The organism is Haladaptatus sp. R4, assembly GCF_001625445.1.
In the GTDB taxonomy this organism is placed as follows: Archaea; Halobacteriota; Halobacteria; order Halobacteriales; family Haladaptataceae; genus Haladaptatus.
In genome coordinates this window covers 495,085-510,395 of the sequence record NZ_LWHG01000021.1, presented here as the reverse complement: position 1 = coordinate 510,395, position 15,311 = coordinate 495,085, and the positions used below count along the sequence as shown (strand labels likewise).

The 15,311-nt window shown below is 64.3% G+C and carries 10 protein-coding genes and 4 pseudogenes; 7 read left to right on the top strand and 7 right to left on the bottom strand.

Annotated features, from left to right (window positions below; all coding sequences use genetic code 11):
• Positions 1 to 385: 385 nt before the first annotated feature.
• Positions 386 to 967, bottom strand: a complete 582-nt coding sequence (locus A4G99_RS12145; protein ID WP_066143858.1) for an NADPH-dependent FMN reductase — start codon at positions 965 to 967, stop codon at positions 386 to 388.
• 116 nt (positions 968 to 1,083) lie between these two features.
• Between A4G99_RS12145 and A4G99_RS27240 the strand changes: the two genes are divergently transcribed.
• Entirely contained in the window at positions 1,084 to 1,917 is an 834-nt protein-coding gene (locus A4G99_RS27240; protein ID WP_223301851.1) for a helix-turn-helix domain-containing protein, read from the top strand.
• Positions 1,918 to 2,065: 148 nt separating this feature from the next.
• On the opposite strand, the pseudogene A4G99_RS12135 reads toward A4G99_RS27240, so the two are convergent.
• Positions 2,066 to 3,062: pseudogene (locus A4G99_RS12135) on the bottom strand (AIR synthase family protein).
• Positions 3,063 to 3,216: 154 nt separating this feature from the next.
• On the opposite strand from A4G99_RS12135, the gene thsA reads away from it, so the two are divergent.
• Positions 3,217 to 4,857, top strand: a complete 1,641-nt coding sequence (gene thsA, locus A4G99_RS12130) for a thermosome subunit alpha (RefSeq protein WP_066143854.1) — start codon at positions 3,217 to 3,219, stop codon at positions 4,855 to 4,857.
• Positions 4,858 to 4,933: 76 nt separating this feature from the next.
• Here thsA and A4G99_RS12125 read toward each other — a convergent pair whose 3' ends face one another.
• On the bottom strand, positions 4,934 to 6,004 hold the full coding sequence (locus A4G99_RS12125) for a guanosine monophosphate reductase (protein ID WP_066143852.1): 1,071 nt from the start codon (positions 6,002 to 6,004) through the stop codon (positions 4,934 to 4,936).
• Between the two features lie 119 nt (positions 6,005 to 6,123).
• Between A4G99_RS12125 and A4G99_RS12120 the strand changes: the two genes are divergently transcribed.
• The 3 genes and pseudogenes from A4G99_RS12120 to mutS all read left to right on the top strand — a co-directional run bounded on the left by A4G99_RS12120 (position 6,124) and on the right by mutS (position 9,786).
• Entirely contained in the window at positions 6,124 to 6,705 is a 582-nt protein-coding gene (locus tag A4G99_RS12120; RefSeq protein ID WP_066143849.1) for a TetR/AcrR family transcriptional regulator, read from the top strand.
• Between the two features lie 71 nt (positions 6,706 to 6,776).
• Entirely contained in the window at positions 6,777 to 7,118 is a 342-nt protein-coding gene (locus tag A4G99_RS12115; protein WP_223301849.1) for an antibiotic biosynthesis monooxygenase, read from the top strand.
• A 57-nt stretch (positions 7,119 to 7,175) separates the two neighbouring features.
• Positions 7,176 to 9,786, top strand: a pseudogene (gene mutS / locus A4G99_RS12110) (DNA mismatch repair protein MutS).
• 3 nt (positions 9,787 to 9,789) lie between these two features.
• On the opposite strand, the pseudogene nucS reads toward mutS, so the two are convergent.
• Positions 9,790 to 10,565: pseudogene (nucS, locus tag A4G99_RS12105) on the bottom strand (endonuclease NucS).
• The gene (locus tag A4G99_RS12100) at positions 10,565 to 11,098 is read right to left on the bottom strand and encodes a DUF6735 family protein (RefSeq protein WP_066143847.1); all 534 of its coding nucleotides are present in this window, start codon (positions 11,096 to 11,098) and stop codon (positions 10,565 to 10,567) included. The pseudogene nucS and the gene A4G99_RS12100 overlap by 1 nt, the downstream one beginning before the upstream one ends.
• Before the next feature lie 135 nt (positions 11,099 to 11,233).
• On the opposite strand from A4G99_RS12100, the pseudogene A4G99_RS29835 reads away from it, so the two are divergent.
• A pseudogene (locus A4G99_RS29835) lies at positions 11,234 to 13,104 on the top strand (glycoside hydrolase family 15 protein).
• Positions 13,105 to 13,292: 188 nt separating this feature from the next.
• Entirely contained in the window at positions 13,293 to 13,823 is a 531-nt protein-coding gene (locus tag A4G99_RS12090) for a 2'-5' RNA ligase family protein (RefSeq protein ID WP_190303750.1), read from the top strand.
• A gap of 25 nt (positions 13,824 to 13,848) precedes the next feature.
• Here A4G99_RS12090 and A4G99_RS12085 read toward each other — a convergent pair whose 3' ends face one another.
• Positions 13,849 to 14,568 (bottom strand): hypothetical protein, encoded by a 720-nt coding sequence (locus A4G99_RS12085; RefSeq protein WP_066143843.1) that lies wholly within the window; start codon positions 14,566 to 14,568, stop codon positions 13,849 to 13,851.
• Between the two features lie 64 nt (positions 14,569 to 14,632).
• Positions 14,633 to 15,268, bottom strand: a complete 636-nt coding sequence (locus A4G99_RS12080) for a DsbA family protein (protein ID WP_066143840.1) — start codon at positions 15,266 to 15,268, stop codon at positions 14,633 to 14,635.
• Positions 15,269 to 15,311 lie beyond the last annotated feature (43 nt).

Sequence of the window (15,311 nt, the reverse complement as noted above, 5' to 3'; positions counted from 1 at the left end):
CGGCACGCGAAGGCGCACCCGTGGTGCGCCCGCGTGAGGGATGACCGAAGTGAGTGAAACGAACTGAGGGAATCGGTTGGGGAGGCGTGTGGACCGTTGCGGTGGTGTGGGTGGATTGAAAGGGGCCGTCCGCTCGCGCTCGTCTGGTCGCTTGCACGGGCCAGTATTTTGGCCGTGCGGTGCGGGGAGGCCAAAATATCCCGTGCAACGACCACGAGCGTGGCGGGGGCTTTCGAAGTCTACTTCTCAGTAACTGCAACCACACATCAATCAAACTCTTCTCTACGTAGCGAACGGGCGGGGGCGTTCTTAACTCGTCATCGTCGGTGCTGCACTCGCAATTCCAGAAAATTGTCTCTGTTCGGAGTATCGACGTGATTCACTCTCAGAACCCGGTGACGGATTCGAGCGTCGTGCTGGCGACTTCGGGATACTCATCGACCCCGGCGAACAGGACGAGTCGCTCGCCGAGTCGCTGGACGCGGTCCGCGGTATCTTCGTCCGTGATTTCCCCATCCTCGATGTTCGAGCGGGCGTCGGGAATCCCGACTTCCACGGGGAGCGTCCACGCGTTCAGCGCCCGGCAGACCGACCGCAGGTGTTCGAGCGCGGGAGTCGGGAACCCGCACCCCGAAACCGCGAGCAGGCCGACCGTCTTCCCCTCGAACTCCTCGAATCCGCAGTAGTCGAGGGCCGTTTTCAGCGGCGAGGAGTACGAACCGTGGTACATCGGCGTGGCGAGGAGCACCGCGTCGGCGTCCCGAACCGTCTCCCGGAGCGCTTCGGCGTCGGGCGGTGTCGCCTCGTCCCCATCGAGCAACGGGAGGTCGTACGTTCGCAGGTCGACGAGCGTCGTCGTCGCGCCCATCGACTCCGTCGCGTCGAGCGCGGTTCGGAGGGCAACTCGTGTTTCGCTCCCGTCGCGTAGGCACCCACACAATCCAACGACGTGAATATCGAGTTCCATACGACAGATACCGGAGAGTGCCACTAAAGCACTCGCTGAAGTGCGATTCAGTTGGAATTTTTTCACTTCCGGGATGATCGGAAGGGATTACCCGCTCGCCCGAGGAGTACCGACGAATGCAGGACGATCCCGAACCGACGACGTACGGCGCGGTGACGCCGGACGAGGCGTTCAGCCTCATCGGGAACGACGTACGAGCGGAAATCCTCCGGGCGCTCAGCGACGAACGGGGCGGTGATGGAACCCCACCGACGCTCTCCTTCTCGGAACTGCGCTCGCGCGTTGACAGCGAGGTGGACAGCAGTCGGTTCAACTACCACCTCCAGCAACTCGTCGGCCGGTTCGTCGAGCGCCGGGAGGACGGTCACTCGCAACTCGTGGATTCCGTCGTCGATCCCGACGACGGAGGGTACGCATTGCGCCCCGAAGGAACGATGCTGACCCGGACGATTCGCGCCGAAACGGCAACCGGTGAAGCGACGCTTCCCCCTACCGCGCTCGATCTGGACTGCTACTTCTGTGACGGGACGGTCGAGGCGACCTACGAGAACGCGCTGTTCAAGATACAGTGTGCCGACTGCGAGTATCTCTACGAGTACGACCTCACGCCACCCGGAATCCTGAACGGGGACGCGGAAACCGCCATCTCGAACGCCAGCGAGTACAACCGGGCCGTTCGCCTCGCGTTCGCGCGCGGCGTCTGTCCGCTCTGTGGAAACGGCGTCGGGACGACGTTCGTCGCCCCTTCGGAAACGGGATACCCGCGGCCGGACAGGCGCGAAGCCTGTATCAACCGTTCGTGCGATCACTGTGGCCGCATCGACATCCTGCGGGTCGCGAGGCGCTCCTCGCCGACCCCGGCTTACTCTCGTTCTGCCACGAGCACGGCCTCGACGCGACGACGACGCCGATCTGGCGACTCGAATTCGCCATCACAGACCGCAACGTGACCGCCCGCTCGACCGACCCATGGGAAGTCGCGTTTGGGCTCACGTTCGACGGCGACACCCTCGAACTCGTCGTCGATGACGAGTTGAACGTCATCGAGCGGTCCCGTTCGTAGCCAAACGGCGATTCTCGGCGCTGATACTAACCTGGCTACTCCCAGAGCTGATACAGATCGTCGCGCGGCGGGTCGACGATGGTCTCGTCGTCCAGTACGAGTTCGCCGTCCCCATCCCCTTCGACGGCGTGACCGATGACGGCGGCCGAAATTCCGGCGTCCCGAATCGCGTCGAGTGCATCCTCGACCCCTTCTTCGGGAATCGCCGCGAGGAGCGCGCCCGAGCCGAAAATTCGGAGCGGGTCCACGGACATCGTGTCACAAAGCGTCCTCGTCACGTCCCGAACCGGAACGTCGTCGCGCGCGACTTCCAACCGGATTTCGGACGCCTCCGCCATCTCCAGTAAGCCGGTAATCACGCCGCCTTCCGTGGGGTCGTGCATGGCGTGGGCGTACTCCCGGAGGACGCGGGCGTCCTCGGCCACGCTGATCTCCTCGAAGAACGATTCACCCGCTTCCACCGCCGATTTCCCGTCTACCGCCGCAGATTCCCCATCCACCGTCGTATCCGTCCCGACTTCGTCGCGGAAATCCGTGGCGAGGATAGCCGTCCCCTCGATTCCGGCCCCTTTCGTCAACACGAGTCGGTCGCCGGGTTCCACCCCGCCGGTCGGGATGTACTCGTCCGCCAGTCCCATCGCTGTCATCGTCACCGTCGGCCGCGGCAGGTCGGGGGCGTACTCGGAGTGACCGCCGACGATGGCGACATCGAGATTCTTCGCCGCTTCGTCTATCTGTTCGGTCACGATATCCAGCGTCTCCCGGTCGTCGTCGGGGAGAAACACCACGTTCGTCAGCCAGCGCGGGTCGCACCGGAGCAGGCCACGTCGTTGCAGGCGACGTTGACGGCCAGCGTGCCGAGTCGTTCGCGGGCCAGCGAAAGGGGGTCGGAGCTAACGACGAGGGTCTCGTCGCCGATTTCGATGGCGGCGGCGTCCTCACCGTAGCCGGGACGACCAGCACATCGTCGTCCCGCGCACCCGTGCGCGAGACGACGAGCGCGAGGTCGTCCGGGTCGAGTTTGCCGATCATGGCACGAACTTTCGAGGGAGCCCCAATGTGCGTTTCGTCGTCGTCCGCACCGGTCCCGCTTCGTACCGATTCCATTCCGCACCGGTTCCGTTCCGCACCAGTCTTTTTTGCCGGATGCCGTCGTACCCTGTTCGGGGGTATCATGGCAGACAGAATGCAGACCGGACCGATTCTGATACTGGGGGAGGAGGCACAGCGAACCAGCGGGCGGGACGCCCGCGAGATGAACGTCACCGCCGGGCGGGCGGTCGCCGAGGCGGTACGAACCACGCTCGGCCCGCGCGGGATGGACAAGATGCTCGTCGATTCGATGGGTGACGTGGTCGTGACGAACGACGGGGTGACCATCCTCACGGAGATGGACATCGAGCATCCGGCGGCGACGATGATGGTCGAAGTCGCCGAAACACAGGAGGACGAGACCGGCGACGGGACGACGACGGCGGTCATCCTCGCCGGAGACCTCCTCCGACGGGCGGAGGACTTACTCGAACAGGGCGTCCATCCGACGACGGTCGCACGCGGCTACCGCCTCGCCAGCGAGGAGGCGTATCGGCTGCTCGAAGCGGCGTCCCATCCGGTCGAGGAACGGGACCTCCTCACGGAGATAGCACAGACCGCGATGACCGGGAAGGGTGCGGAGGCGGCCAAAGAGGCGCTCTCGGAACTCGTCGTGCGGGCGGTTCGGGCCGTCTACGACGAGGACGGTGACGGCGGGGACATCGACCTCTCGAACGTCACCGTGGAGACGGTCGTCGGGGGCGGCATCTCAGATTCGGAACTCGTGGAGGGCGTCGTCGTGGACAAAGAGCGCGTCAACGACGACATGCCGTGGCGCGTCGAGGACGCCACCATCGCACTCGTGGACACGCCCATCGAGGTGCAGGAGACCGAGACGGACACGGCGGTCAGCATCACCGACCCCGACCAGTTACAGGGCTTTTTGGACCGCGAGGAAGCCCAACTGCGGGAGATGGTCGAACGCATCACCGACAGCGGCGCGAACGTCGTCTTCTGCCAGAAGGGAATCGACGACATGGCCCAGCACCTGTTAGCACAGGAAGGGGTTCTCGCCGTCCGCCGGGCCAAGAAGAGCGACGTGCAACACCTCGCGCGGGCGACGGGGGCACGCGTCGTCTCAAGCCTCGGCGACATCGACTCCGACGACCTCGGCCACGCCGGAATCGTCGAGGAACGCAACGTCGCGGGCGACACCCGAATCTTCGTGGAGGGGTGTGACAACCCGCGAAGCGTCACCCTCCTGCTGCGCGGCGGGACCGAACACGTCGTCGAGGAGGTCGAGCGGGCGGTCCACGACAGTCTGGGCGTCGTGCGGGTCACCCTGCTGGACGGGCAGGTTCTCCCCGGCGGGGGTGCACCGGAAACGACGCTCGCACTCGGATTGCGGGAGTACGCCGACGGCGTCGGCGGTCGGGAGCAACTCGCCGTCGAGGCGTTCGCCGACGCGATGGAGACGGTGCCGAGGACCCTCGCGGAGAACGCGGGAATCAGTCCCATCGACGGCGTGACCGACCTCCGAAGCCGTCACGACGCGGGCGAGGAAAACGTCGGTCTCGACGCCGAAACCGGCGAGGTCGTGGACATGCTCGACGTTGGCGTGGTCGAACCCCGCCGCGTCAAATCCCGGGCCATCGGGAGCGCGACCGACGTGGCCGAACTTCTCCTCCGCATCGACGACGTGATTTCCGCGGGCGACCTCGGCGGAAGCGACGAAGCGGAAGCTCCGGAGCCGGGCGGTATGGGAGGAATGGGCGGCATGGGTGGCGCGATATAGACTGGAAACGAGACGGGAAACGGGAGCGCTATTTTTTCGAGGGCGGTCTCGGAGACGCGAAAATTCACGATCCCGATTACTGTAGCGGCGCGAGTTCCTTCTCCATCTCTGGTTCCACGTTCGCGAAGACGGAGTGGGAACCCTCCCGCTCTCGGGCACTCGGAGCGACCTGAATGAACTCGGCGTTCTCGCGGGCGGCGGGGATGTCGTGGCCGCCGCAGTAGCTCAACCCCGACCGGATTCCGGCGAGGAAGGTTTCGGTTTCGTCGGCGAGCGGGCCTTTGTACTCGGTCAGCCCCGCGATGCCCTCGTCGGCGTCAGGGGTGAGGTTCTTGTCGGTGCGATTCTCGTTCGCGGCGGTGGAGGCCATCCCGCGCGAGCGCTTGAACGTCTTCCCCTCGACGGTGACCGTCTCGCCGGGTGCCTCGTCGGTTCCGGCGAAGAAGCTCCCCATCATGACGGTGTCCGCTCCGGCCATGAGCGCCTTCACGGCATCGCCGGACGTTCGGATGCCGCCGTCCGCGACGATCGGGATTCCCAACGCTTCGGCTCGCTCCGAACAGTCGTCCACGGCGGTGAGTTGCGGGACGCCCGCTCCGGCGACCTTTCGGGTCGTGCAGTGGGAACCGGGACCGACGCCGACTTTCACGCCGTCCGCGCCCGCGGAGTAGAGGTCCGAGACGGCCTCGGGCGTCACGACGTTCCCGGCGACGAGTTCCGCGTCCGGGAATTCGGCGTCGATCTCCGCCACGGCGTCGAGACAGCGTTCCATGTGGCCGTGTGCGACGTCGACCATGATGCAGTCCGCGCCCGCCTCCAGCGTCGCTTCCGTCCTTTCGAGGAACTCCTCGTTGATGCCGACGGCGGCACCGACGAGGCCGCCCGCATTCTTCACGTCCCGAACCTGCTCGGCCTGTTCCTCGATGCTCAAAAATCGGTGAATCGTGCCGAAACCGCCCATCTCCGAGAGTGCGATTGCAGCGTCCGTCTCGGTGACGGTGTCCATCGGCGCGCTCAACAGCGGCGTGTCGAGTTCGAGGTTCGCAGTGAGATTCGTCGTCAGCGAGACGTCGCTCCGGCTATCGACCGGGGAGCGTTGCGGCACCAGCAGTACGTCACCATACGAAAGACCTGTCCGAACGTTCATCGGTAACCTTCACTCCCGAGTCGCCGACTCCACTTAACTCCTCTGCAACGACGCGAACGACGGACGATGGACGACATCGACCGGAAGGGTATTTCCGACGGAACGAGAACTCGACTCCGATGCCAGCGACGGACAGGACGCCGCCACGCGACACGTACGAGAGCCTGATGGATGCCACGTATCGTGCACTGGCCAAGGACGGGTACGCCGATCTCACGCTCCGAAGCATCGCCGCGGAGTTCGACGGGAGTCGGTCCCTCATCCACTATTACTACGAGTCGAAAGACGATCTGCTCGCGGCGTTCCTCGACTCCCTCCTCGACGAGTTCGAGGGCACGATCGAAGACGACGCATCGCCCCGAGAGCGCCTCGATGCGCTCATCGACTGGATCGCTTACGGGCCGGAAGCGCGACCGGAGTATCACCGTGTCCTGTTCGAACTCCGCGCACAGGCCCCGCACAACCCCGAGTTCGCGACGCGGTTGGAGGCGAACGTCCGAGGGATTCGGAGCGCGCTCGAAACGGCGATCACGGACGCGGTAGCGAACGGAACGTTGCCGCCACGGGACCCGGAACGGACCGCCATCCTCGTCCTCACCGCTATCGACAGCGCGCGAACCACCGACTACGTGCTCGGCACCGACGACATGCTCGACCGGACGCTGGACGCGGTCGCCGTCCTCCTCCTGCCGGACGAGTGATTTCTGTCCGTAGCGATACTCGAACTCCGTCGAACGCGCTGTTGGCCACTCGGCCAATATTTAAATAGCCGGTGAGCGTAGCGGACAGCGACATGACGACCATCGACGAAACGACGGACTTGACGACGCTCATCAACGTGTTCACCGTGGCTCCCGAAAGGCAGGACGAACTCGTGGAACTCCTCGCGGATGCGACGGATGAGACCATGCGTCACCTCCCCGGATTCGTCTCCGCGAACCTCCACCGGAGTCGCGACGGCGAGCGCGTCGTCAACTACGCCCAGTGGGAGAGCGAAGCCGACTACGAAGCCATCTTCGAGCGCCCCGACGTGCGCGAACACATGGACGGGGCGCTCGAACTCGCCACGGCGGACTACCACCTGTACGACGTGGCGTTCGTGGACGAGCGATAGCCCAAGCTTTACCGAGATTCCGGCAGCTTATTGCCGCGCGGGCACTGGTTTTCTCGCATGGACGCGGCGCTGGGGGCACCCGAGAAGATGGCCGAACACAGCGACGAGTTGACGCCGATGATGCGTCAGTACTTCGAGTTGTGTCGGCAGTACGACGATTCGATGGTACTGTTTCAGGTCGGTGACTTCTACGAGACGTTCTGCGAGGCGGCCGAGCAGTGTTCGAGGATTCTGGAAATCACGCTCACGCAACGCGAGGACAACACGGGGACGTACCCGATGGCCGGGATTCCCATCGACAACGCCGAATCGTACATCGAAGCCCTCCTCGACGCGGGGTATCGCGTGGCAGTCGCGGACCAAGTACAGGACCCGGCGGACGCCTCCGGCGTGGTCGAACGCGCCGTCACCCGGGTCGTCACACCCGGAACGCTGACCGAGGACGAACTGCTCCACGGCGACGACAACAACTTCGTCGCCTGTCTTTCCCACGACGAGGGCTACGGGCTCGCCATCCTCGACGTTTCGACGGGTGACTTCTACGCGACGACCGTCGAAACCGAGAGCGAGGTCCGAAGCGAGGTGGAGCGGTTCGCCCCGACGGAGGCAATCGTCGCCCCCTCGATCACGGACGAAACTACCGAATCCGACGTCTTCGACGCCGAATGCATGGTCACGACCTACGAGGAGGCCACGTTCGACATCGACGGCGCGACGGACCTCGTGGCCGACTACTTCGGCCCGCCGGAACGACTCCTCGCCACCGACGCCGAAATCCGCGCCTGCGGCGCGCTGCTCTCGTACGCCGAGTACGTCCGCGGCGGCGAGGGAATGGGCGATGACGCGGACGACGGATCGTCCCGACTCGACTACCTCAATCACCTCACGCGCTACGACCCGCGGTCGTACATGCTCCTCGACGCGGTTGCGCTCACGAGCCTCGAACTGTTCTCGCCCCGTGCCGTTCACGGACAGGACGAAGCCACGCTCGTCGGTGTGCTGGACGAAACCGCGTGTGCGCTCGGCAGCCGAAAGCTCACCGACTGGCTCCGGAGACCCTTGCTGGAACGCGACCGAATCGAGGATCGACTCGACGCGGTCGAGGAGTGGACCACGACGGTGCAGGCGCGCGAGGAAGTCCACGAACTCCTCCGGAACGTCTACGACATCGAACGGCTCATTTCCCGCGTCTCGCGCGGCCGAGCCAACGCCCGCGACCTGCGCTCGCTGAAGGCCACGCTCGACGTGGTGCCCGACATCGCGGCGGCGATGGAGGGCGTCGAATCCGCGAAACTCCGTACTCTCCACAGGAATCTGGACGAGATGGCCGACGTGCGCGACCGGATCGGCCGCGCGATTCCCGAGGAACCGCCCATCGAAATCACGGAAGGCGGCGTCATCAAGTCGGGTTACGACGGCGAACTGGACGACCTCCGCGAGACCGAACGCTCCGGAAAGGCGTGGATCGACGACCTCGAAGCGAGCGAACGCGAGCGAACGGGCATCGGCTCCCTGAAGGTCGGCTACAACCAGGTCCACGGCTACTACATCGAGGTCACCGACCCGAACCTCGACAAGGTACCCGATGACTACACCCGGCGACAGACCCTGAAGAACTCCGAGCGGTTCTACACGCCGGAACTCAAGGAACGCGAGGACGAAATCGTCCGCGCCGAACAACGTGCCGACGAGTTGGAGTACGACCTGTTCCGCGAGGTGCGCGACGCCGTCGCCGAGGAGTCCGAGCGGGTGCAGTCGCTCGCTGAGACGTTGGCCGAACTCGACGTGCTCGTCGGGTTGGCCGAAGTCGCCGCCAAGCACGGCTACTCGCGCCCCGAAATCGTTTCGGACGGCATCGAGATTCGAAACGGTCGCCACCCCGTCGTGGAGCGAACCCAGTCCTCGTTCGTGCCGAACGACACCCGCTTCGAGGGCGACACGCTGGCGGTCATCACGGCCCGAATATGGCCGGAAAATCCACCTACATGCGGCAGGTCGCGCTCATCTCGATTCTGGCGCAGGTCGGGAGTTTCGTCCCCGCCGACGAGGCACGGGTCGAACTGGTGGACCGCGTGTTCACCCGCGTCGGCGCGAGCGACGACATCGCGGGCGTCGCTCGACGTTCATGGTCGAGATGACCGAACTCGCCGACATCCTTCAGAACGCCACCGACCGCTCGCTGATCCTGCTGGACGAAGTCGGTCGGGGAACCAGCACAACTGACGGCTTCGCCATCGCCCGCTCGGTGACCGAACACGTTCACGACGAAATCGGCGCGAAGACGCTGTTCGCCACGCACCACCACGACCTCACCCACGTCGCCGACGACCTGCCGAACGCCATCAATCTCCACTTTGCCGCGACGGAACGCGACGGCGAGGTGGTCTTCGAACACCACATCTCTGAGGGCGCGACGATGGCTTCGTATGGTGTCGAAGTCGCCGGACTTGCGGGCGTTCCGGAGTCGGTCATCCAGCGGTCGAAGGAACTGCTGGCGGAGGGGAACGGCGAGGCGGAAGACCCGATGACGGAGGACACGACCACCGCCGAGTCCATGCCGTCCAATTCGGACGACGTAGTGGACGAACTCCGACGAACCAACGTTGCGGCGACGACGCCGCTCGAAGCGTTGCAACTGCTCGACAGGCTGAAATCGCAGTTGGACTGATTTTCAGGGTGCCAACGAGACGAATTCGAGTCCGCTCTCGGCGAGCATGCTACGGGCGCGTTCGGTGACCGAGGGGGCGACCAGCACGCCGCGAACCTCCGCTCCGGCGTGGAGGTCCCGATGGAGTGCGTCCACGTACCGCCGCAATTGGCCGACCGCGTCCGGACCGACGCGCTTGCGCTTGAGTTCGACCACCATCGTGATTCCGTCCGCGTCCTTGCCGTAGATGTCGATGGCTCCCGCCGCAGTCTGGCGCTCGGTCGCCAGCGGGGTGAACCCCTTCTCCACGAGGTCCGGGTCGTCCAGAATCCGCTGTCGGAGGTCTTCCTCGGTTCCGGCGAGCGAGAGTTCCTTGGCGTCGGTAACGTCGAACGACGAAACCTGCCTTAGCTCCTCGAAATGGACGTCCAGCGATTCGGAAGGGCTGTCCCTGCGACTGCGACGCGGAGGCGGCCATCCGCGAGTTCGGCGGAGACGGTTCCGCCCGGCGGTTGCCAGTTGACGGGTTTCTGGCCTTCCTCGGTGTGAACCAGCGTTGTCCCGTCGGGTTTGAGCACGACGAGGCGGTCGCCGGGTCCGAGATAGCTCTCGGCCCGACCGTCGTACTCCACGGTACAGCGGCCGAACAGGGTGAGGAGGTCCCCGTTCCCGATGGCCGCTTCGATGCGGGCCAACGCCGCTTCGTGCGTCGGTGTCAGGAGCGTGTCGGGTGCGTTCTCCTCGTTCGTCTGCGTCACTGACCGATGGTAGACGGTAGGCGGATAAAAACCGATTGCCATCAACGCGTGAAAACCACCTCCCGACGGTCACCCGCCCATTCGGTGACGCGCGAATCGAGGTAGTCGATGGCGTCGGCGGCGTCGAGCACCTCCTCACCGACCATGTCACGGACGACGGCTCGGGTCGCGCGAAACCATCGGCGAGCGTCTCTCGTGTCGGCTTCGTCGTAGACTTCCACGAGCGCGCCCGCGTCGGAATTCGCGTCGATGGTCGTGCCGAACCACAGCGGCAGGTAGGCGGTGACGTCCCACGAGAGCGAGACGACGAAGAACGCCTCGAAGGTTCGATAGTCGAATAGAACGGCGTCCTCGAACGTCAGCGCAGTCGCTTGCGGCGTCGGATCGACGGCTGGCCTCCATCGTTCGTCTCGCTCATTCGTTCCCTTCGCGCGTCCGTTTCGTCCACCGCCCGCGAATGGCGTTTCGGCGGTGATTCGATGCCGTAGCGAGAGGTCCGTTGCGCCCCACTGTGCGTACCCCCGGTCGTAGCGGCCGTCCGGTCGCTCGTAGGCGACGAGTGCTCGGTGTCCCACTGGGCCGGTGTGGTCCCGTTATCGCATAAAAATCTACGTCGCTCTCCGGTCGAATCGATGTCACCCTGCCCAAAGGTTCAATTCCCTTCTACGGAGAGTTATAGATATGAAGCGGTTTTCCGCAGGGTGGTGGCCATGACAGGATATTTTCCCATCGAGAGGTACGGAATTATCGGCAATCTGGAAACCTGCGCGCTGGTCAACGACGAAGGAGGTATCGAGTGGCTTCCCATGCCGCACGTCGAATCCCCGAGCGTGTTCGCCAGCATACTCGACGCCCAGAAAGGCGGACACTGGCGAATCCAGCCCATGCTCGCGTTCGAGTCGGAGCAGTCGTATCTCGATTCGACGAACGTGTTACGGACGACGTTCGAGACGAAATCCGGCCGGGTTCGGGTCACGGACTTCATGCCCGTCCGAAACGACGGTATGGAGCGGGCGGTGTACCGGAAAGTCGAAGGCATCGAGGGTGATGTCGAACTCGAACTGACGTTCAGCCCCCAACTCGACTACGCGCACGGCGAGACGGTGCTGACGTCCGAGGATGACGGCATACGGATCACGAGCGGGGACGACGGTGGGACCGACGACGATGGGGACGATGCGGATATTCCCGGGCACGACGACGACCACTTCGCGTTCCTCAGCGGAGAGGTCGACGTCGAACTGGATGGCGGAAGCGGTAGCGCGGTCTGGTCCGTCGGCGAGGACGAATCGACGTGGTTCGTCCTGGCGTTCAACGAGAAGAGCGTTGCGGACGCCGAGGACTGTAACGCGGAACTGAACCGCACGTCCGACTTCTGGCGCGACTGGGCACACGACTGCCCGGATGGCTGTGTGTTCGGCGAGGGCTCCCACGACCTCGCGTCCGGTCCGGATTGGTACTCAAACTGCTCACCCACCGCGAGACGGGAGCGATTTGTGCCGCGCCGACGACCTCGCTTCCCGAGAACGTCGGCGGCGTCCGAAACTGGGATTATCGCTACAACTGGATCCGCGATGCGGCGTTCACGATTCAGGCGCTGGCCAACCTCGGACACACCGACGAGGCCGAAGCGTACTTCGATTGGTTCCTCGGCCTCAGTCAGTCCGAGCATCCGACCAAAATACAACCACTGTACGGACTCCACGGCGACCCAGACCTATCGGAGAAGACGCTCGATTATCTCGCGGGGTATCGTGGTTCGACGCCGGTTCGCGTCGGTAACGGGGCCAAGGACCAGCGACAACTCGACGTCTTCGGTGAACTCCTCCTGGCGATATTCGAAACCTCAGACGGCGATGATTTCGACTCGGACGACTGGGAGGCGATTCGCCGTATCGTCGAGCACGTCTGTGACGTGTGGGACAAACCGGACGCCGGTATCTGGGAGGTTCGTGGCGGTCCGGACCAGTTCGTCCACTCCAAGGTGATGTGCTGGGTCGCGCTCGACCGCGGCCTGCGAATCGCCGACGAGTGGGGGTTCGACGCGCCCGCCGAAAAGTGGCAGGAGACGCGCGATATGATCCGTGGCGACGTGCTCGAACACGGCTACGACGACGAGGTCGGGAGCTTCACCCAAGCTTACGACACGGACGCGCTCGACGCGACGGCGTTGCTGATTCCCGTCGTCGGGTTTCTCCCGTTCGACGACGAGAAAGTACAGAACACCATCGACGCCATCCGCGACCGCCTCGAAACCGACGGCCTCGTGAAGCGCTACGATGCCGAGGACGGCCTCCCGGGTGAGGAAGGCGCGTTCGTCATCTGTTCGTTCTGGTTGGTGTCCGCGCTGGCACAGTCGGGACGCGTCGAGGAGGCCAGCGAGGTGTTCGAGTCGGTCTGCTCGTACGCGAGTCCGCTCGGCCTGCTCGCGGAGGAAATCGACCCCGAGACGGGTCGGCAGTTGGGCAACTACCCACAGGCGTTCAGCCACGTCGGACTGGTCAACTCCGCGCTGTACCTCGGCATGGCCGAGGACGAAAACGAACCCCACCCGAAGACGGTCGGAATGGAAGGCGGATAACGACGCTCAATCGAGGGTTTCCGTCGCGTTGTCCCACTATCCTATACGGCTCGGTAGGTGGAACGTTCGAGTTCGAACGGGAAACGAGGGGACGGAACCCCCCCATTGGTGCGAGCTATGATCGCTGCGTGAGTTGTCGCTCGGACTATCGTGGAAATATTCTTATAGCTATCTGAAAAGTACGAATCGTGGCTACAATAATCGGACCCACGCTCCCTGACCCGTATTTCAGCACCGTCGAATCGATTTGGGACGAGTTAGTGGCCGAATTCGGTATCGACAGGTATCCCAACCCGTTTCCGCACTTTACCTTGTACGCCCTGGGCGACGAGGTCGATATCGCGACCGTCGAGGCCGCCGTTGCGGAGGCCTCGGAGGAATATTCCCCGTTATCGGTTCACACGGACGGTATCGGCATCTTTCCCGGGAATCACGTCTGGCTCCCGGTCGCGAAATCCCCCCAGATCACGGCACTCCACGCCGACGTCGTTCGGGCGGTCGAGGATTTGGGAACCGCACCGGTGCCGTTTTACGAACCACAGAGATGGTTCCCGCACGTGGGCTTTGCACTCGGTCTCGACGACGAACGAACTCGTGACGTCGTCGGATTCCTGCTGGACTACGACTTCGAGTGGGATTTCACGGTTGACGATATCACGATTACTCGGCCACCGGCCGCGGGGGAAGAACACGAGGTAGTGGCGTCCGTCGACCTTTGAGAACCGTGGACGGCCGCCGGTAGAATCACACGTCCCGAAACGGACGGGCGTCGGCGAGGTCGAACAGGTGCAGTACGTCCTCCCGACTGTAGTGGTCCAGCAGTTCGTGGAGCGAGCGGAACGTCAGGGTCTCCGTCGCGCCGACCTCCGCGAGCGCGAGATACCGCTCGCCGAACACCGGGACGTCCTTGTTGATGACTTTCCCGAAGCCCCGGAACTTCTCGGGTCGCAGTTCGTCGAGGTCTACCCCGTGGTCGTACTCCTGCCAGTACGTGTCGTCAGGTTCCACGTCGACGTTCCGACAGGCGTCTTCGAGTCGCGTGTAGTCGCCGAAGGCGTCCCACGCCGGGCGGCGCAGGTCGACGTGCGTCAGTTCGGATTCGAGTAGGGAACGCAACCGCTCGGCCGCCCCCGTTTCTGCTCTCCCCGCGTCCGCCGATTCCGCGGCCTTCGCCCGTCCCACCAACTGCGGCACGTCGAACGTCTCCCCGCCGTAGGTGACGACTTCGGTTCCGTCCCGTCGGGCGAACCAGTCGAGCGTTCGCGCCACCAGGTCCAGTTCGCTGGCGGGCGTTTCTCCCTCCCGAAACAGCACCTCCGCTTCACGGTCGCCGTCCGGTGGTTCGTGACCGAGGGCGACCGCGAGTAGCTCGAAATATCTTGGATCGTCGAACTCCGGCGGTGTCTCGTACCATTCGAGCGTCGGACTCACCGTCTCGATGTCGAGTGCGAACCGTCCTGCCATCTACCGTTCACGAGGCCGGGCGGGACAGGTAAAACTGCTGTAATCGCGACGCGAGGAGGTTGGTTTATTCGACGCCGTCGACGAGTCGTTCGAGTTGCTCCGGCGGAACCGCGCCGCGTGCGGCGTATCCGTCGTAGACGAACGTCGGGACGCCCGTGATGCCACGCTGCTGTGCGTCCGTGAACAGTTCGTCGAGTTCCGCGCGGAGTTCGTCGTTCTCGGCCGCGTCCCGTATCTCGTCCCCGTCGAGTCCGACGTCCGATGCGAGGTCGGCGAGAATGGCAGTGTCCCCGATGTCGCGGCCGTCCTGCCAGAGCGCGGCGAAGATGGCCTCGTCGAAGTCGAGCCATCGGTCGGGGTGCTCGGTTTTGACGTAGTAGGAGGCGACCTGCGCGGGGAGCGAATCGACGTCGGTCGCGATCTCCTGTGCCATCTCGACCCCGTATTTCTCCTGCAACCGCCGCACGTTCTCCCGCGCCTGCTCGTAGTACTCGTCGCCCTTCCCGTCGTCCGCGGCCGTGTCGATGGTTCCGTCGGGGTTTCGCTTCCCGCTTCGGAGGTCGAACGGATGCCAATCGAGCGAGAGCGGTTCCTCCCGCGTCTCCCGATACCGTTCCAACGACCGCCGACCGAGATAGCAGAACGGACAGACGTAATCGGAGTAGACGACCAGTTCCTCGTTCGCGTGTGTTTCGCTCATGGCCGAACGTTGGGCGGTGAACCGCTAAAAGCGGATGGCCCCG

Bases quoted from the DNA above. Each gene is read 5' to 3' on its own strand.
- A4G99_RS12145 (WP_066143858.1), bottom strand. From the start codon at position 967: ATGGAACTCGATATTCACGTCGTTGGATTGTGTGGGTGCCTACGCGAC.
- A4G99_RS27240 (WP_223301851.1), top strand. From the start codon at position 1,084: ATGCAGGACGATCCCGAACCGACGACGTACGGCGCGGTGACGCCGGAC.
- thsA (WP_066143854.1), top strand. From the start codon at position 3,217: ATGCAGACCGGACCGATTCTGATACTGGGGGAGGAGGCACAGCGAACC.
- A4G99_RS12125 (WP_066143852.1), bottom strand. From the start codon at position 6,004: ATGAACGTTCGGACAGGTCTTTCGTATGGTGACGTACTGCTGGTGCCG.
- A4G99_RS12120 (WP_066143849.1), top strand. From the start codon at position 6,124: ATGCCAGCGACGGACAGGACGCCGCCACGCGACACGTACGAGAGCCTG.
- A4G99_RS12085 (WP_066143843.1), bottom strand. From the start codon at position 14,568: ATGGCAGGACGGTTCGCACTCGACATCGAGACGGTGAGTCCGACGCTC.
- A4G99_RS12080 (WP_066143840.1), bottom strand. From the start codon at position 15,268: ATGAGCGAAACACACGCGAACGAGGAACTGGTCGTCTACTCCGATTAC.